General features: G+C 47.6%; 21 protein-coding genes. 15 read left to right on the forward strand and 6 right to left on the reverse strand.

Features of this window, described 5'->3' with window-relative positions; translation table 11 throughout:
* From JRI46_08845 to JRI46_08860, 4 genes are all read right to left on the reverse strand, one after another.
* Positions 1-130 (reverse strand): sulfurtransferase TusA family protein (locus JRI46_08845; GenBank protein MBW2039688.1); only part of this gene is annotated, 130 nt, incomplete at its 3' end.
* A 66-nt stretch (positions 131-196) separates the two neighbouring features.
* A complete protein-coding gene (locus JRI46_08850; protein MBW2039689.1) occupies positions 197-1102 on the reverse strand; it encodes a sugar kinase in 906 nt (301 codons plus the stop codon).
* A 4-nt stretch (positions 1103-1106) separates the two neighbouring features.
* Positions 1107-1592 (reverse strand): DUF3343 domain-containing protein, encoded by a 486-nt coding sequence (locus tag JRI46_08855; protein MBW2039690.1) that lies wholly within the window; start codon positions 1590-1592, stop codon positions 1107-1109.
* 51 nt (positions 1593-1643) lie between these two features.
* A complete protein-coding gene (locus tag JRI46_08860; GenBank protein MBW2039691.1) occupies positions 1644-2717 on the reverse strand; it encodes a YedE-related selenium metabolism membrane protein in 1074 nt (357 codons plus the stop codon).
* A gap of 484 nt (positions 2718-3201) precedes the next feature.
* Here JRI46_08860 and JRI46_08865 point away from each other — a divergent pair, with 484 nt between their 5' ends.
* The 9 genes from JRI46_08865 to JRI46_08905 all read left to right on the forward strand — a co-directional run bounded on the left by JRI46_08865 (position 3202) and on the right by JRI46_08905 (position 10543).
* Complete coding sequence (locus JRI46_08865; protein MBW2039692.1) at positions 3202-3534, forward strand: hypothetical protein; 333 nt, start codon at positions 3202-3204, stop codon at positions 3532-3534.
* A complete protein-coding gene (locus JRI46_08870; protein MBW2039693.1) occupies positions 3531-3692 on the forward strand; it encodes a CoA-binding protein in 162 nt (53 codons plus the stop codon). The genes JRI46_08865 and JRI46_08870 overlap by 4 nt, the downstream gene beginning before the upstream one ends.
* 50 nt (positions 3693-3742) lie before the next feature.
* Positions 3743-4300: an ATP-dependent sacrificial sulfur transferase LarE gene (locus JRI46_08875; GenBank protein MBW2039694.1), complete on the forward strand. Its 558-nt coding sequence runs from the start codon at positions 3743-3745 to the stop codon at positions 4298-4300.
* Positions 4301-4302: 2 nt separating this feature from the next.
* Positions 4303-4533, forward strand: a complete 231-nt coding sequence (locus JRI46_08880; protein MBW2039695.1) for a hypothetical protein — start codon at positions 4303-4305, stop codon at positions 4531-4533.
* 321 nt (positions 4534-4854) lie between these two features.
* On the forward strand, positions 4855-5616 hold the full coding sequence (locus tag JRI46_08885; GenBank protein MBW2039696.1) for an outer membrane lipoprotein-sorting protein: 762 nt from the start codon (positions 4855-4857) through the stop codon (positions 5614-5616).
* A gap of 24 nt (positions 5617-5640) precedes the next feature.
* Positions 5641-6861, forward strand: a complete 1221-nt coding sequence (locus JRI46_08890; protein ID MBW2039697.1) for an ABC transporter permease — start codon at positions 5641-5643, stop codon at positions 6859-6861.
* A gap of 181 nt (positions 6862-7042) precedes the next feature.
* The gene (locus tag JRI46_08895; protein ID MBW2039698.1) at positions 7043-8266 is read left to right on the forward strand and encodes an ABC transporter permease; all 1224 of its coding nucleotides are present in this window, start codon (positions 7043-7045) and stop codon (positions 8264-8266) included.
* Between the two features lie 99 nt (positions 8267-8365).
* Positions 8366-9055 (forward strand): ABC transporter ATP-binding protein, encoded by a 690-nt coding sequence (locus JRI46_08900; GenBank protein ID MBW2039699.1) that lies wholly within the window; start codon positions 8366-8368, stop codon positions 9053-9055.
* A gap of 390 nt (positions 9056-9445) precedes the next feature.
* Positions 9446-10543: a hypothetical protein gene (locus JRI46_08905; GenBank protein ID MBW2039700.1), complete on the forward strand. Its 1098-nt coding sequence runs from the start codon at positions 9446-9448 to the stop codon at positions 10541-10543.
* Between the two features lie 69 nt (positions 10544-10612).
* Here the strand turns inward: JRI46_08905 and JRI46_08910 are convergent, their stop codons facing one another.
* The gene (locus tag JRI46_08910; protein ID MBW2039701.1) at positions 10613-11533 is read right to left on the reverse strand and encodes a ketopantoate reductase family protein; all 921 of its coding nucleotides are present in this window, start codon (positions 11531-11533) and stop codon (positions 10613-10615) included.
* Between the two features lie 270 nt (positions 11534-11803).
* Here JRI46_08910 and JRI46_08915 point away from each other — a divergent pair, with 270 nt between their 5' ends.
* On the forward strand, positions 11804-12061 hold the full coding sequence (locus JRI46_08915; protein MBW2039702.1) for a hypothetical protein: 258 nt from the start codon (positions 11804-11806) through the stop codon (positions 12059-12061).
* A 4-nt stretch (positions 12062-12065) separates the two neighbouring features.
* On the opposite strand, the gene JRI46_08920 is transcribed toward JRI46_08915, so the two are convergent.
* On the reverse strand, positions 12066-12971 hold the full coding sequence (locus JRI46_08920) for an MBL fold metallo-hydrolase (GenBank protein MBW2039703.1): 906 nt from the start codon (positions 12969-12971) through the stop codon (positions 12066-12068).
* Between the two features lie 244 nt (positions 12972-13215).
* On the opposite strand from JRI46_08920, the gene JRI46_08925 reads away from it, so the two are divergent.
* The 5 genes from JRI46_08925 (at position 13216) to JRI46_08945 (ending at position 18193) form a co-directional block, all read left to right on the forward strand.
* The gene (locus JRI46_08925; protein MBW2039704.1) at positions 13216-14601 is read left to right on the forward strand and encodes a pyruvate carboxylase subunit B; all 1386 of its coding nucleotides are present in this window, start codon (positions 13216-13218) and stop codon (positions 14599-14601) included.
* Positions 14602-14635: 34 nt separating this feature from the next.
* Positions 14636-15394: an adenine deaminase gene (locus JRI46_08930; GenBank protein ID MBW2039705.1), complete on the forward strand. Its 759-nt coding sequence runs from the start codon at positions 14636-14638 to the stop codon at positions 15392-15394.
* Between the two features lie 189 nt (positions 15395-15583).
* Positions 15584-16792 carry a glycosyltransferase gene (locus tag JRI46_08935; protein MBW2039706.1) on the forward strand — a complete coding sequence of 403 codons (1209 nt, stop codon included), beginning with the start codon at positions 15584-15586 and terminating at the stop codon, positions 16790-16792.
* 148 nt (positions 16793-16940) lie between these two features.
* On the forward strand, positions 16941-17765 hold the full coding sequence (locus JRI46_08940; protein MBW2039707.1) for a glycosyltransferase: 825 nt from the start codon (positions 16941-16943) through the stop codon (positions 17763-17765).
* A 236-nt stretch (positions 17766-18001) separates the two neighbouring features.
* Positions 18002-18193: a hypothetical protein gene (locus JRI46_08945; GenBank protein MBW2039708.1), complete on the forward strand. Its 192-nt coding sequence runs from the start codon at positions 18002-18004 to the stop codon at positions 18191-18193.
* The last annotated feature ends 233 nt before the right edge of the window (positions 18194-18426 follow it).

The raw sequence follows: 18426 nt of genomic DNA on the forward strand, positions 1-18426 counted from the left end.
ATACGTTCTCTTTTGAGACTGCAGTTTCTACCAGAACCGTGATCGGCTGGCCTGGATTTCCCTCAATAGCCTTTTTTGTCCTCACTACAGGGATGGGACAACTAAAACCCCGCACATCTACCTCAACCATTGCTATTTCCTCCTTTTTTAATTTTTCTCTGTATTAATTAAAGAAATATTTCACCATGTCCTTTTCTTAAGTCAATGACATTGATCTGTTAGATTCTACATAACAGACACCACTCCACTCGCATAAATATTCCTTAAACACGGCCGGAAATTGGGAGATGATCTGCCAGACCTTAGTACCTGGCGTAGCCCGGGCCAATTTGCCTGCCATGCGATTTGCCCTGGCTGCAATTATAGCTGCCTCATGTAATTCCAGTTCAGCATAGGCAAAAGCAGCCACTAGACCGGTAATGGTATCACCCGTTCCCCCTATGGCCTCCAATTCAGGTATGTTGGGCTCAGAAACGGTATCAATAATCTCCCCCTCCTCAACCACATAGTCAATCTCCCCCTTGACCAACAACAACTTTGCTGCACTCTTAAGCTGGTAGGCAGCATCTACCAACTCAGGGGTCCGGGTTACATCGGTATCAAAAAGGTGTCTGTTGATATAGGCGGGATGGGTGGCGTCAGGATCGGCTAAAAAGGCAATCTCAGTGGCATCCGGTGTAAAAATGTCAAATTTTGAAGCCAGTCCTGCTGCCTTGGCCGCATACATCGAGGACGCATCAGCAATCATGATCGGCCTTTTGGAGCACCTCTCCACAGATTCTAAGAGCCTTCTCATTAAGTCCATAATGGGGAGGCAGTAGTGCAGCACCAGTACATCTGGCAAAAGATCAGAGATATTTTTAATGAGATATTCATAGAGTAATCTGCTTCCCATCCCCTCACCATTATCTCCTACAAGCAATACCTTGGGAGGATCAATCTTTAGGTAATCAGTGGTAGCCACTGTTGCGCTGATTAAAGCGGCAGTACCCTGAGTACAAGGGATTTTGATATCATTCACAACCAGAAATTCCCCTTCAAACCTGACCTCTCCCATGGTCAGGGGCAGATCTTTTATAGGGACCGTCCCTGAGATAAGCATAATATTAACCTCCTCCTTTCCTCCAGAGCAGCAGGCATTCTTCAAAGGCCCGATCCATCATCAGGGCACATAAGGTAAAGCCGATCTCCTTAGGCCTGGGTGCATCGGTAAGCTTTTTGTCGATCAGTTGGGCATGAAGATAGGGGATATCTGGGCAGCCTCCTCCAGAGGCATTTAAGATAATCCCCGTATCCCTGTCAAAAGTAACCTTCATGTTGCCTGCCTTAACCATGGTTGCTTCTTTGAAATTTGTGATCTTAACAATCTCCAAAAGCTCCCCACCCCCCTTTAGGGGAACGACCTCGAGATAGGCTACATCTTTTTGTCTAAATAACCTCTCTATCCCCATCTGTTCTACAAGATTTATCTCTACTGCTAAATCACATCCCTTTCTTAAGGTGGGAGGTGGGGCAACTAGCTTAACCACGTAATCCGCTCCTTTAAGCACCTTTTCCGCCTTTATGGCCTCCTCCACCTTTTCAAACAGCAAAAGCCCTCCCCCTTCAAAGGAGGGTTTTCTCTTTCGTTTAAAGACCATTGCTCACCTTTCCATCATCAAGAAGCCAATAACCAGACAAAATATTAGTCCTATAATCACTGCTGCTGGGCCAAAGGCACCAGGGCCTTTAGGGCTTGAGGCCAGAAGGAAGTTATGGGAAAAGCCGGCCCCCACAATAAGGCCAAAAACGGTTATCCCGGCATCAGTATCCCCTTCGCTGCTAAGGATTGTCTGGCGTAAGGGGCATCCTCCTAAGAGGGTAGCGGTTAAACCGGCCAGAACCATCCCTAAAAAGTTCCAGAGATGACTGGTGTGGGCTACCGGTTGGTTTTCAAAGCCCCAGTGGTAAAGACCAGATGTAAAGTTACCCAGCACATAGTTACAGATTATTGCCCCGAAGAAGAAGGCGGCAATCCCACTAAAGAGGTAAAAGTCCCTGACCAGCATGATGTCTCTCCAGCCCCCCACAAAGCACATCCTGGTCTTTTGAGCTACAAAACCGACAAAAAGCCCTACTAAGAGGGAGAGAATGAGCGGGGCATGCATTGAACCAGGCCCTTTTTGGCTAAAGAAGAGAAAATGTGGCTTAAAGATGATCAAAAGAAGCAGTGCAGCCATAAATAACGGCATCATCCAGGCCGAGATATTAGATACAGTTTTAGCACGGCCAAGGTTATAACCCCTTTTTAAGAACTGGATGCCAATAAATGCCCCCAAGACTACACCTGCCAGGGCAGGAATACCATTAAGATCACCCCCGGCAAGCCTGATCAGTGCCCGGATAGGGCAGCCAAGAAAGACCAATGCCCCGATCATGAAAAAGGCACCAAGAATAAAGCGAATTATTGGAGAGGAACCCCCTCTGGGTCTAAACTCCTTAAAGGCATAAGCAGAGATAAAGGCACCAATTACAAAACCCATGATCTCAGGGCGCAGGTATTGCACTACCGAGGCCCTATGTAGCCCAAGCCCGCCAGTAATATCACGGTAGAAGCAGGCAACACAGATGCCCATGTTTGCCGGGTTGCCCCACTTAGTCAAAAGGGAGGCAAGTACCCCGAAGGCCAATCCTCCTAAAATGATCCATGTCCTCGGTGTCCAAAATTGACGTGCCATTGCAATATCCTCCTTTCCCATATTTGATGGTTTTGTAAAAAGTACAAAACGCCCCCTTTCCTTTGAAGGGTAGGGGAGATTTCCGAAATGAGGGTCAAATCGGTGGAACCCAATTTCTCTGCCTATTTTTTATGACAAATATGAGGCATTATTTTTTAATTGAGTAATTACGATAACATTTAAAAATCAAATATGTCAAATAGAAAATTTCAATAGAAAATGATATCACAAAAGGATTTCGCTATAATTAAATGTGGTCAAAAAATTTGTTTAATAAAAGAGTTATGTGAAAGGGTTAGTACAAGGGAGGACTAAACTAAAGAGTTTAGTTGTCTTACATCCTCATCTGAGGTAAAATTTGATGATTTCCTCCAATTTACATTCCTTGCAAAGTAATAGGTTCTGTCCCTATAATTTAAAAAATTCTAATAGATGTACAGAAGACACTGCTAGTTAAGGAAGAAAAAAAAGAAGGAGATTTTATATGGGTAAGAAAAAAGGATATGTGAAACAAGAACCTCTTATGAATACCTGTGCATGGTGCAACAAAAGGATACCAGAAGATTTTGAAGTATTTGGCCTTGGTGCAAAGGTCAAACAGGAAAGTGATCTCGCGGACAAGGAAGGCAAAATTATCCAGTTGTTTCTTGTTGTAGCGAATAAAACTGTTCCCGCTATCGTAACCACGAATAACTCGCAGGCTAAGATAGACGGGATCGACCTTATGTTTATGACTTGCAGCCAAGACTGTGCTGAATCTTTAAGAGATGCCCTAAAAAAAGAGAAAGATCTCATTGGCAATATTAGTATTAATTGATAGTACCCGGAACGATAGATCTCGTCCTCATATTTCGCCGAGCAGAAGAGGTACCTCCCATAGTGGAAGAGGCGATGGGAAAATGGGCAATGGCCGTCTGGATGCAGGAGGGGATCGTGAACACAGAGGCCTTCCAACGGGCAAAAGGGGAGGATTAAGGACGGTCATGGACAGGTGTCTAAAGGGGTTGAAGAGGAGATAGAGGCAGGTGATAAAAGGACTGCAAAACTATATTGAAAAACTCGGAAAGGTGGCCATCGCCTATTCAGGAGGGGTGGATTCCACCTTTCTCCTGGCTATGAGCGCCGGGGTCTTGGGGAAGGAAAGGGTTTTGGCCTTGACGATTAAATCCCCGCTGACCCCCCCCTGGGAAATGGAGTTTGCCATAGAATTTTGCCGCGCCAGGAGGATAAAACACCTCCTGCTGGACAGCTCCTTCATCCTTGACGATGAACTATTTGCCTCCAATCCTCCACAGAGGTGTTATTATTGTAAAAAGAGACTCCTTGAGGCCATGAAGGGGAATATCCCCGGCGATTTTCCCCTCCTCACCGGCACCAACGCCAGCGATGAATTAGATTTTCGCCCTGGGATAAGGGCAGAGGAGGAGATGGGGATCAGGACTCCGTTGAGAGAACTCAGGTTTACCAAGGATAATATACGGAAATACTCCAAGGTTTATGACATACCCGGGTTTGAACGCCCTCCTTCTGCCTGTTTTGCCACCAGGATCCCCTATGAAGAACCCATCACGTTGGAAAGGTGAAGATGATAGAGGAGGCCGAGACCTTTATGCGGGATTTGGGCCTTGAATTGGTCAGGGTGCGCCTGATCCCCAAAGATATCGCCTGTGTTGAGGTCGCCGAAGAGGATATCAAGAAGGTCTTAGATCTCCGTGAGGACATCTCCTGTCAACTCGGTGAGATAGGTTTCCAGAGGGTGACCCTGGATTTAGAGGGATACAGAGGGGGCAAATTCAATGACGAAGCCAATAGGTGAAGGTGTTGTTGCCCTTGGAGGAGGAAATAGAGGTTCAGAAGGAGTTTCCTGGCCAAAGGATATCTATTGAAAGGCATGCCCGCCTGTGGCGGACCGATCATTCCATGGCATCAAAGACCTTCTCTTGTTTAAACTTGGTTATTCCCTACCTATTTTATTCCCTGATCTATCAGTGCCAATTTTGAATTTAATACTTGATCTAACTAGAGTTGGCCCTATATATTAACTACGCTGGTTTTTAAAGGGTACACCAGCTTTTTTTTGAGAACATCGTGCCAGCCTATGCCCATCTAGACTTAGCTGGGGATGAAGGAGTGCACTATGACAAAAAAATTAATCTTGGTCTTGTGGTTATCTTTATTTCTTTTTATTGATCTAAGCACGAATGCAACAGCACAAGACGGCCAGGCCCTGGTGGAGGCCGCCGTGAATTATTACCGGGGGAAGGCCTCTATTTGCACGGTGGATATGACCATTCATCGTCCGAATTGGGAACGAATCTTGACTATCAAAGCCTGGACTAAAGGGCAGAAAGACAGCATTTTTGTCATCATTGCCCCTCCTAAGGATCATGGCAACGGCACCCTCAAGAGAGGTCGGGAGATGTGGATGTATAATCCCAAGGTCAACCGGATTATCAAGATCCCACCCTCGATGATGTCCCAGGCCTGGATGGGATCAGATTTCTCCAATAACGACCTGGCCAAGTCGGATAGCATCCTAGAAGATTATACTCACACGATTGCGGGTACTGAGACCCATAACGGAAAAAAGGTGTACGTTATCAAGTCCATGCCGAAACCTGAAGCGCCGGTGGTGTGGGGCATGCAAAGGCTGAGAATTCGGGAGGACCATATCTTATTGAACCAGGAGTTTTATGATGAGGACCTCAAGCTGGTCAAGGCCATGGCCGGCCATCAGATCCAGATGCTGGGTGGCAAACTATTTCCCAAGGTGTGGAAAATGCAGAAGGCAGACGTGCAGGATGAGTATACGCTCTTAGACTATAAGGAGCTCACGTTTAAACAAGATCTGCCGAGTAGCTTCTTTACCTTGTCTGCATTAAGGAACCCTAGAAGGTAGGATATCTTGTCTATAGACGTCAAAATGGCCTGGCGGAATATCTGGCGAAATCCCAGGCGATCCATTTTAACCATAGCCGCCATCGCATTTGCCAGCCTGCTGTTGGTCTTTATGTTGTCTTTTCAGTTTGGCTCCTATGACACCATGATCAATACCGCGGTAAAGATCCATTCCGGGCACCTGCAGGTGCAGGCCGAGGGATATAATGATAAGAGGGACATGCGCTTGGTGGTGCACGACCCGGCTGCAGTAGGCGGTATTCTGGACAAGACTCCAGAGGTGGCTGCTTATACCTTTCGAGCCAATGCCTTCTCACTGGTCTCCTCCAAGGAAAGAACCTATGGTGTCATGGTGATTGGGATTGATCCGATGAGGGAAGCCAAGGTATCCACCCTCAAGAAATTGATCCGCCAGGGGAGCTATCTGTCTGAGGGAGACACCGATCAAGCCTTAGTGGGGAAGCTTCTGGCCAAGAACCTGCAAGTGGGCCTGGGCGATGAACTGGTTGTGCTGGGCCAGGGGCGTGACGGCTCCATCGCGGCCACCGTGGTTCGTGTAAAAGGAATTTTCAGTTCCGGCCAGGACGTATTTGATCGTTCCTCTATCCATATCCCCCTCACGTACTTTCAAGATATGTACAGCATGTACGGGGCCGTCCACGAAGTGGTAGCCCTTGGCAAATCCCTGGAGTACGTGCCGGAGATAAAAAAGGCAGTGGCGGCCGCTATCAAAAACACAGAAAAGAAAGACCACCTGGTGGCCTTAGATTGGATGGAGCTCATGCCCGGATTGATCCAGAGCATTCAGATGGATCTGGTCAGCGGGTTTATCTTCTATATCATTTTGATCGTGGTGGTAGCCTTCAGTATCTTAAATACCTTCCTGATGGCTATTTTCGAGCGGACCAAGGAGTTCGGCGTCATTATGGCCATGGGGACAACTCCGTGGCGGTTGACCAAGCTCCTCTTGATTGAATCAGCCATCATAACCATGGTGGGCATCCTTATCGGCATCATCGCCGGAAGCTTGGTTACCTGGTATTTTCAGGTGCATGGCATCGTCATTTCCGGTACATCCGAGTTGATGCGTCAGTATGGTTTGCCCGAGCGGATGTTTCCAAAGCTCTCGGTGCTTTCCGTGTCAATAGGAGCGGGGTTGGTGTTGGTCATCACCTTTTTGACCGCCATGTATCCGGCCCTGAAGGTCCGGCGTCTCCGCCCGGTGGAAGCGATGAGAGCGGGGTAAACTCAGGAAACAGAAGCCAGGAGACAGAAGTCAGATATTTCTTAATCCTTGCAGGTGATCTAAGATACATTGATATAGACAAATTGATGTCGCAATTGGAAGAGGTAAGTAAGCTACTTGATGCTTATTCCAAATCTATTCTGACTTCTGATTGCTGACTCCTGATTGGAGGTTTTCCCCCATGTATTTCCAATTAGGATGGCGAAACATCTGGCGAAACCCCAGGCGGACCCTGGTCATTATGACCGCGGTAATTATTGGGGTTTGGAGCATGATCTTCTTGGGTGCGCTGATGCGGGGAATCGCCGACCAGATGGTCCGAAACGGGATCGCTACCCTCACCGGACATATTCAGGTGCACCACAGGGGCTATCGAAATGACCCGGTCATCGAAAACAGTATGACCGAGCCTGAGGCGGTAAAAATCTCCCTCACAAAGCTCCTGCCCCCCGGTGCCGAGTGGACGCCTCGTGTTCGGGTCAACGCCATTGCGAGCAACGCTCGCCACTCCAGCGGTGTCAGCATGGTGGGGATCGACCCCCACAGAGAGGCCACCATCTCGTTCATTGGGCAGGCGGTCACCCAGGGACGTTACCTGAAGCCTGACGACCAATATGGAATTGTGGTAGGCAAGGCCTTGGTGGACAAGTTTGAGACCAAATTGGGCCGCAAGTTGGTTCTCATGTCACAGGATACTGATGGGGAAATAGCCTCCCGTGCCTTCCGCATTGTCGGGATCTTCCGGGCCGAGATGGCGGCCACAGAGAAGCAGTTTGTCTTTGTCACCATGCCCGCGGCCCAGCACATGCTGAAGTTGAAGCAAGGCATTTCCGAAGTCTCCATCATCCTGCCCGTTCATCAGGAAGCGGATCAGGTGGCTAACGCCCTGCGGACCGAGCTACCCTCCACCGATTATGAAATTCAAACCTGGCAAGAGATCCTGCCCCTGGTTACCGCCATCTTGAAGCTTTATGACGGATTTATCTTCTTGTGGTTTTTGGTGGTCTTTATTGCCATGGGCTTCGGCATTGTGAATACCATGCTGATGGCCGTGTTTGAGCGGATACGGGAGTTCGGCTTGCTCAAGGCATTGGGTATGAAGCCCTGGTGGATCATCAAAGAGGTCCTCACAGAATCGTTTTTTCTCCTGGTTTTCGGCATGGTCATCGGAAACAGCTTGGGTTTTTTGAGTATCCTTGCCCTCTCTGGGACCGGCATCGATCTTTCTTCGCTTGCCGCCGGTCTGGAATTTGCGGGTATGTCTCGGGTGATTTGCCCGGTCATTTCAGTTAAAGATGTGGTCATGGCCAACTTGGTGGTTTTTTTTCTGGGACTTCTGGTTAGTGTTTATCCGGCCGTAAAGGCGGCCAAATTCACCCCGGTAGAGGCCTTGGCGCACACATGACTTGGATGAGCTTGAATGTAAACATTGAACGTCAGCTATCAGCTTTGAGCTGACTGCTGATCGCTGAGCGTTTACGGACCTTCTTATAGGAGGTAGAATATGAACATCGTGAAATGCACCGACATCAAAAAGACGTACCGACAGGACAAAGTGGAAGTCAAGGCGCTCAACGGCGTGAGCCTGTCCATCAAAAAGGGAGGCTTTATCGCCATCGCCGGGCCCTCGGGGTCAGGGAAGACCACCTTGCTCAATATCATCGGCGGGTTGGATTCAGCTGATTCAGGCCGCGTCCTCCTCGATGGAAATACCCTGAATAACATGACCCAAACGGAGCTGGCCAGCTTACGTTTGCACAAGATCGGGTTTGTATTCCAAGCCTATAACCTCATTCCGGTCCTGTCGGCATTAGAAAATGTGGAGTTTGTCATGCTCCTGCAAGGCGTGCCACTGTCTGAGCGGCGGGAACGGGCTAGGGCCATCTTGGATGATGTGGGCCTCGCAGACATGTACGACCGGCGTCCAGCCGAGCTATCCGGCGGGCAGCAGCAGCGGGTGGCTGTTGCCCGGGCCATCGTTTCCAATCCGTCCATCGTCTTGGCGGACGAGCCCACAGCCAACCTGGATTCCAAGACCGGAGCCGGTCTCTTGGAAATGATGAAGCAAATGAATGAGAAGAAAAAGGTCACCTTTGTCTTTTCCACCCACGATAAGATGGTGATGGACTATGCCCGCCGGCTCGTTTACCTCAGAGACGGCCTAGTTGTGGATGACGAGATCCGGGAAAATTAAAAAAGAGAGAACAAGAGTCAGGAGTCAGAAGATGTTAGGTAGAATTCGATAATTTGAATTAATTTTCTCTGGTTTTTGACTACTGACTTCGAGTTTATGAATAAAGAAACTTTAAAAAAGACATCTCCATTTATTGGCTTTATTTTTTTATGGACTATTATAACTCACATCGTTCCTACATCCTCCTGGGCCTCATCTGATTCCTTAAACCAATCTGTATCCGCTTCTTCCGAAACCCGGTCGCTGTCTCCCGCACCCTGGTATAAGAAGATCGAATGGGAGTGGGGTGGGCATGTCAAGGTCCGCGGGGGCGTGTCATGGACTGAAGACGAATCATTTTTCCAACCTGTGGGCACTGGGCCTTACTATGACGGTTACGCTGAGGTCCGAGTGAAGAACAAGCTTTTCTTTGGAAAGTGGGGGTATTTCGAGGCTCATTATGAAGCTATCCTCTCAGGGGGAGATACACGACGTAAGGGAAAAGAATTGGAGCGGCTTTTTCCGGACCTTTTCAAGGCCGGTTTAATGATCGGCCGCCCCTTGGAAGATGACCGTCGCCTGATGGACTTGACCGGAACCATTCATGAGGATGATAGCTATATCCTGTATCACCGCTTAGACCGGCTCTCCTTGACCTTGCTGCCGAAATGGGGTGTTGTGTCCATCGGCCGGCAGGCGGTCACGTGGGGGAACGGCCTGCTGTTTAACCCCATGGACCTTTTCAACCCCTTTTCTCCGGCGGATATCGAGCGGGACTACAAGGTCGGAGATGACATGGTGTCCACCCAATTCTCCGTGAACAAAATAGGTGAGTTCCAGTTCCTGTATGTACCGAGGCGAGACCTGGTAAGGGAAAATGTGCAATGGAACCAATCCTCTCTGGCAGCAAAGCTGCACTTTGCCTGGGGCACAACCGAGTTTGATATCATGGCTGCGAAACACTACAAAGATGCAGTGATCGGCTTTGGCAGCACTGGATACCTTGGAGATGCGGCCTGGCGTCTGGACGGAGTATGGACCTTCCTGAATGAAGATAGGGGCAAGAAGGGCTACTTGTCCCTCGTAGCGAATATGGATTACTCCTGGGTGTGGTGGGGAAAGAATTTTTACGGGTTTATAGAGTTTTATTTTAACGGGTTATCTCACAATGAATACACAGAGGCATTTACTGGTCCGGACATTTCCGAACGTTTGGACCGGGGAGAGCTCTTTACCTTAGGCCGGACTTACTTAAGCGGCCACATCAGGGTGGAGTTACACCCTCTGTTCAATGTCTATTTGACTGTGATCAATAACTTGGCTGATCCCTCGGGAATAATTCAACCCCGGGCTGTCTGGGATATATTTGAAGACGTCCAGATAACCTTTGGGGGTAATATATATTATGGCCGAAGAGGTACGGAATACGGTGGATTCAAAATACCGGGCACCAATTTCCTCAATAAGGCTCCTGATAGCGTCTTTCTTTGGTTGACCTATTATTTTTGAGGCGTTTACATCTTTCCCCTCCTTTCCAACGACTAGTTCTCCAGCGAACGGAAACCCAAAATCCTGACCTTAATCTAAAGATTGTTCTATAACCTTTATTAATCTAAAGAGGGTTTGGTTCACCGGCGTTGGAATTCCATACGTTCTGCCAAGTTCGATCATCTTGCCTGCAAACATTTCTACCTCGGTCTTCCTTTTGGCCTCAATGTCCTGGAGCATGGAGGTCTTCCCCTGTGGTGATAGCCCAGATAAAACCGAGTACCAGTTTTCTATATCTTCTTCGGATAAATGGACTTTTGCTGCTTTGGCAATGCTCATGACCTCCCTCATGGCCGATTCCATGAGCTCCCTGGCCTCTTGGGACGTCTGGAAAATCGAATAGGGCGCATGCAATACGGCTGAGACCTGATTGATTCCAACGTTAATCATGAACTTCCACCAGAGGATTCGAATCATATCATCTGGTGTCTCATAGGCAATCCCTGCTCGATCGAAAAGAGATTGCGCTCGTTTGACACGTTCGGTAAGAACGGGATTTTTGGCCTCACCGAAAAATAACTTTCCCTGTTTGGTATAGGTTATGCTGTTGCCTTGTCTAACCGCATCAATACCAACTGCAACGGCGTACAACACTTTGTCCATCCCATAGACGGCACCAATCTGTTCTTCACTGTCTATGCCATTCATGACGGATACTATCAGGCTGTTTTCACCTATCCTGTTCTCAATGTCCTGAATGGCTTCTCGAAGATGGTGATGTTTTACGGCTACGATGATGAACTCAGAGGGTGGTGTCTTATCTTCCGGTTTAATTATAGGCAGCGAGTAATGCTTATTGTTGACAATCAATCCTTTTTGCTTGAGTCGGTCATAGCGCTCCCCTTTGGCTACCAGAGATATACAGTTTTTATCCATGTCAAAAAGATTAGTGGCGTAGAAGGCGCCCATAGCTCCGGCACCGATCACTGAAACTTTCGCGATGGGTGGCATCATTCAATTCCTCCCAAATGCTAAAAAATACAGCCAACTATAACATCAGCCCCGCAAATGTCTCTGCATCAAGTTTTTCTACTACAGTCGCAAGTAGCTGGAATGCCGCGTGTATATTTAAGGAATAAAAGAGTAGATGTCAAGGAGAAGTTACGATCTGGGAACGATTAAAGTTGTCACATGCAAAAAAAACCCAAAATTTGTTCCCAAAAAATTTTAATTTGGTATAATTGTTATTGCAAAGAAAATAAATATACAGGGGGTGTTGATATGTATTTTATGAATATTTGTACATGGGAACCAAAGGATGAAGTGGAGGTGGAGAAGAGGAGAGAGAACTGGAAATGGCCAGAAGGAGTGAAGGTTATCTTCGAGTTTATTGATCTTCAAGGTTGTAGGACTATAAATGTTATAGATACTGATGCTAAAGGGCTGATTGCAAGTAGGGCCTCATGGATAGATATTGTAAGGCTTGAAACTTTCCCTGTATATCCATTTGGTGAAAGCAAAGGGTTATTGGAGAAATAACTGTCTATGCTTTTCCCTCCATGGCATTGGCAATGTGCCGAACCATCTGGTGGTATACCACCTCCATGATATCAGGGGAGGCGACCCAGTCGGGATTTTCCTTACAGAAGGCGCTTGCCAATTCTCGGGCAGTGGACTCGATATCCCCTGTCCGCTGGTAAGCCTCCTCCATGGAAGCGCGATGCTGCCTGGCGATCTCGATAGTCTGTCGGATAAAATCCTTGGCCCCGTCTCCACCGACATACCCATAGTGGTCTGCACAGATGTATTCCACATCGAGGGCCTTTAGTTTCTCAAGGCTTTGCTGAAACTCGGTGAAATTGGAATTTCCAGATGCAATGATCGTCTCTTTGTATGGGATGCCTCCAGCGTCCGAGGCAAAGAGCGCCTTGAGCTGGGGCACGTAAGCTGAGATAGAGCACGAGGAATGACCTGGAGTATCGAAGATGCAGACATCGAGATCGCCCAGATCGATTCGATCCCCTTCGGAAATGATCGTCCCTGTGATGTCATCTCGCCAATCTAGGTCGTATGTGGCATAAACTTCCTCCCTTCCCCTTCGCTTGGCAGCGTTGCGGCTAAGCTCATTGATGGTATGAATGGCCTTTGGCATCTGGAGGATTTTCCAGCCACGCGCTGAGGCGTAGACTTCCAATTCAGGATGGCGACGTTTAAAAAAGGGGACAATACCCACATGATCGAAGTGTGCATGGAGGATCAGGAGTTTTGTGATTTGTGTCTCGTCAATGCCGAATACCGCAAACTGCTGGATCAGGTCAGGCACCAGGTAACTCATGCCCCCGCTGACGATCATGGACTCATTGTATCCTTCCAAAAGATAGACGCATGATTCTTCGCGGCCCAAAAACCACAGTTGCTCTCGGACCTTTCCGGGTTGCCGAATTCGCATAATTACCCCCCCTCCCGCCATTTCCTTGATGATAGATGTAGAAAAATATATCGCACACAAGCAGGCTAAGGTCAAGGGGGAAACCATATCCCATTGGTAAGGGCAAGAGGAATCGGGATTGACAGAAATTTGCCCTTTTGTTACCATTCTCGGACTTTGGTAACAGCCTGAATTCTTGATAATGCCTTAAAGACGAGACTCTCAGGTGCTGGCACTAAAGGATGAAAAAATAGGAGATGATAAGATGACTTCTTCCCCCTTACGTATTACTGACACGACCTTCAGAGATGGCCACCAATCAATCCTTGCCACACGGCTGCGTATCGGGGACATGATACCGATAGCACCAGAGATGGACAAGGTGGGCTTTCACTCCATGGAGGTATGGGGTGGTGCAACCTTTGATGTCTGCCTGCGGTTTCTCAACGAAGACCCCTGGGAGAGGCTTCATACTTTGAAGAAGTTGATGCCTACGACACCATTACAGATGCTTCTCCGCGGTCAGAACTTGGTAGGATACAGAAATTATCCAGATGATGTGGTGAAGGAGTTCATCCAAGAGGCTGCAGAAAACGGGATAGATATTTTCCGAATTTTTGACGCCTTGAACGATGAAAGAAACTTGGAAGTGTCCATAAAGACCGTTAAAGAGTGTGGAAGGCACGCCCAGGCCACCCTCTGCTATTCCCTCACTGAGAATAGAATGGGTGGAGATGTTTTCACCCTGGATTACTACGTAAACAAGGCCACGATACTGCAGCAGATCGGGGCCGATTCCCTCTGTATAAAGGATATGGCTGGCTTGATTTCCCCCCCTGACACCTATGAGTTGATACGTGCCCTGAAGAGGAAGTTGGATATCCCTGTTCAACTCCATAGTCACTACACGAGTGGAATGGCCTCAATGTCCTATTTCAAGGCTACTGAGGCTGGAGTGGATATCGTGGACACCGCCCTGGCCCCCTTGGCCATGCGCTCTTCTCAGCCTCCTTGCGAACCCCTCTTGGTAGGCCTCTTGGGGACAGAAAGGGATCCTGGTTTAGACCTCAATCTTATCTTCCGATTGAGCGAATATGTAGAGGAGATGGTGGGGAAATATCGGGAGCTTCTTAACGACACCCGGGTAGCGGTCATTGATACCCAAGTCCTCAAACACCAGATCCCCGGAGGAATGATCTCCAACCTCGTTCAACAACTGAAGGAGTCCAAGGCCCTCGCTAGGCTGCCTGAGGTTTATGAGGAGATTCCCCATACCCGCAAGGACATGGGGTATCCCCCTTTGGTCACCCCCACCAGCCAGATCGTCGGCGTACAAGCGGTACTTAATGTCCTTTTTGGCCGTTATAAGGTGGTCACCCAACAGGTAAAGGACTACTTTTATGGCCTTTATGGAAGGCCTCCTGCACCGGTAAACCCCGAGATACAAAAGATCGCTCTTACGGGCTACCCTCGTGGGGAAACACCTATTGATTGTCGTGCTGCTGATGTCTTAGAGCCCGAGATGGAGAAGGCCAAGGAGGCGCCCAAGGGTATCGCTCGCACGACGAAAGATTTCTTAATCTACGCCTTATACCCTCAGTCCGGGATGGAATTTCTCAAGAGGAAATATGAAATAGGAAATTCAGGTTGATTAAAAGGTCATTTTAAGGTTAAAGGACGATGGTATGCGGGCAGGTGGGGATAATGGGGAAAGAATAGGGGGGCGGATAAAGAGCGCCCTGGGCCAAGAGAAAGCAGACCTGGTGATGCTCAACGGGTCCCTGGTCAATGTCTACACCGGTGAGATACAGAAAAACTGCTCGGTGGGGATTAAAGGGGCCAGGATTGTCTATGTGGGAAAGGACCCCCGTCATCTGATAGGGGATGGCACCCAGGTCATCGATGCCAGTGGGATGTACATCACCCCTGGTTTTATCGATCCTCACACCCACTTGGACAGCATCTTCCAATGTGCTGAATACGCCCGCTATGCCGTCCCCCATGGGAACACCACGGCCGTCTCGGAGTCAGCTATGATCGCCAATGCCGCTGGCAAGAATGGGGTTGCCTGGTTCATCGAGGACTCTCGAGATCTTCCCCTGCGGATATTCGTCTTGACCCCCTCCATGATCCCCCCCTTTCCTGAGTATGAGGGCAGCAAGGGGTTCTCCTTTGAAGACTTTCAGGAGTTGATCAAAGAGGATTTCGTCCTGGGGGTCGGGGAGACCTACTGGCCCAGGGTCGTAGATCTGGATGAAAGGGCTATCAAGAGGTATGCCTTGGCCCAGGAGTTGGGGAAGACCAGGGAAGGTCACGCCGCAGGCGCCCGCGGCGTGAAGTTGATCGCCTACTGCGCCGCGGGGACATTGTCGTGTCATGAGGCCACCACTCATGATCTGGCCAACACCCTGGCGGCATTCACTAGCCACATAAATACTTATTGATTATCACCACTCGAGATATTAAAGTTATAAGACAAATTGCCTATAATTCGATGAATAGGGAATGAAGGCATCTTTATAGCAGAAGGTCATCGGGATTTGGAAGAGGGTTTTCCCAAAAATGGATCAATAGATATTCATTGTCGTTTGCAAGGATGAGAAGGGATTTTTAAAACAATTGGAGGTATGGATATGCGTAGTTTGGAGGATTATAGGGAAATTGTAGGAGATGAAGCTATATCCGCGATACACAGGAAGGCAAGGAGGCTTTACGGAAAGCGTATATTACACGTCAATTCTACGTATTATGGCGGTGGTGTAGCAGAGATATTAAACCCCTTTGTGTCACTCATGAATAATGTAGGGATAGAGACAGACTGGAGGATCCTCCATGGTACGCCAGATCTATTCACTATAACCAAAAAATTTCATAATGCCCTTCAGGGCAACAAGATAAACCTCTCCGAGATGAAAAAGCAACTCTATGTCGGAGCCAATGAGGCCTTCTCCGTCTATTGCCACATAGATGCTGATTGTGTAATTGTACATGACCCACAGCCGCTGCCCCTCATAAGGTTCTACAGGAAGAGGCAGCCATGGGTTTGGAGGTGTCATATAGACCTGACAGATCCAAATAAGGGACTCTGGGAATTCCTGAAAGGTTTTATCCTTAAATATGACATGGTTGTCTTTTCGAGTGAAAAATATCAAAAAGAAGATCTGCCGGTAGAGCATAGGATTATTTCTCCCGCTATTGATCCTCTGTCCCTGAAGAACAAGGAACTCTCTGTAAAAGACATATTAAAATATCTGAAAAAAGCGGGTATCCCAAACGATAAACCGATTATCACACAGGTCTCAAGAATGGATCCCTGGAAAGATCCAGAAGGCTTACTTGAGGTATTTAAACGTGTAAAGGAAAAGATCGATTGCAGGTTGGTTTATTGCTATGATCTGGCGTTGGATGACCCCCAAGGTATAGAGATATATTCTAAAGTATATCGTAAGGCCAAAAAGTTCATAGATAGAGGCGAAGTTATATTTGTTGTGGGTAAGGACCATATTCTTGTTAATGCTATACAAAGATTTTCTTCTGTCTTGGTCCAAAAATCTATAAGGGAAGGATTCTGCCTTGCAATAACTGAGGCGTTATGGAAGGGAAAGCCGGTTGTAGCTACAAATGTGGGGGGAATCCCTCTCCAAATAAGTGACGGTGAAGGAGGCTTTTTAGTTGAACCTTATGATACAGAACAATTTGCAGAGATGATTATAACAATTTTTAAGGACCCTTTGATGGCACAAGAGATGGGTAATAAAGGGAAAGAGAGGGTCAGAAAAAATTTTCTCATAACAAGGCTTCTGTCAGATTATTTGGACTTATTAAGCGACATAATTTGCTAATTAGGTCCATATATCCCTTCCATTGCCCATTTTTAAAAGTTGTAATTAAAACATAATCCCGTATTTTCCCATATCGTGTATCTTCAAAGGAAATAATTAATAATGTTGGGTAGGATTATTTAAAGAAGGGCAAAAGGGGAGGAGGTGCATGCCTCGGGTATCGGTGATCATCCCTACCCATAACAGGAAGGACTTTTTGCTTGAGGCAATGGACTCCGTCTTCGCCCAGACCTATGGGGATTTTGAGCTGGTCGTGGTGGACGATGGCTCCACCGATGGTACGGGAGAGGCCCTCAAGAGGTATGGAGATAGGTTAATATATACCTATCAGGCCAATCAAGGGGTCAGTGCAGCCCGCAACCGTGGTATAGAGCTCGTCAGAGGAGAATTCATCGCCTTCCTGGATTCCGATGATCTCTGGTTGCCAAAAAAACTCCAGATGCAGGTCGCCTTTATGGATCAGCACCCTGAGGCCCAGATCTGCTATACCGATGAGATCTGGATCAGGCGAGGGGTGAGGGTCAACCCCAAGAAGAAACACGCCAAATATTCAGGGTGGATCTATTCCCACTGCCTCCCCCTTTGTATCATCAGCCTTTCATCAGCCCTCATGCGCAGGGGTCTTTTCGCACAGGTTGGGGCCTTTGACCCCCGTCTACCTGTCTGTGAGGACTATGACCTGTGGTTACGGGTGGCATCCCGCTTTCCCGTATTCCTCATCCCTCAAAGGCTGATCGTCAAGAGGGGAGGGCATGCCAATCAACTCTCCCAGCGCAGTTGGGGTACTGATAGGTACCGGGTGATAGCCCTAGTAAAGATCCTGGAAATGGGAGTTTTAACCCCTCAGATGCGGGGACTCACCATCCAGGAGCTCCACCGAAAGTGTCGGATTCTTATCAACGGTTATCTTAAGAGGGGGAAGGAAGAGGAGGTGAAGGACTATCAGGAGGTCTTAAAGAAATACCCCCTTTGAAACCCCTTCACTTCTTTCTTGACTATTTGCACTCTTTCTCCTATAAGGAGGGTAGAACCTTTTGCACGGTGGCAGTTCTTTAGAACACGGAAGCATCCAAGTTTAGAGATAAAATGCTCCTATCCTTATAAGAAACCAGGAAACTATCAGGTGTTAGTTAAGGTAGTGGACATCTTTGGGAATGATACAAATAACTTATTGGAAATTAATGTTTAAGTTGGAGGATTTGTTCAAAAGTGGTTATATCCCTTCATCCAGTAGCCAACGAAATGAAAAAGATTCTTGATAAACATGGGATTCAAAAACTTTATCACTTTACAGCTATTGATAATTTATCAATTATTGCTGAATGTGGGAGACTGTGGAGCAAGCAAAAATTAGAGCAAGCGAGGCCCCTTGACATTTTAACAAGCATGGGAATTTCATAATTTTATGGCTACTATACTATGAGAGGCAGAAAGTTAAGATGGGAAAATTAATGATGAAAGAACTCAAGAGAGCAATAAAAGTCAAACCAACCTATCACTACTCATGCCAATGGGATAACTGGCTTATTGTCTTAGATAAGAAAGTCAATGAAAGGGAGTGCTTAAGATGAAAGCGACAACAAAGGTTAGTCCTGAAGATTATATCCTTTCCGTGCTCACGCCGGAGGAAAGGC

The organism is Deltaproteobacteria bacterium (genome assembly GCA_019308925.1).
GTDB lineage: Bacteria > Desulfobacterota > B13-G15 > B13-G15 > RBG-16-54-18 > JAFDHG01.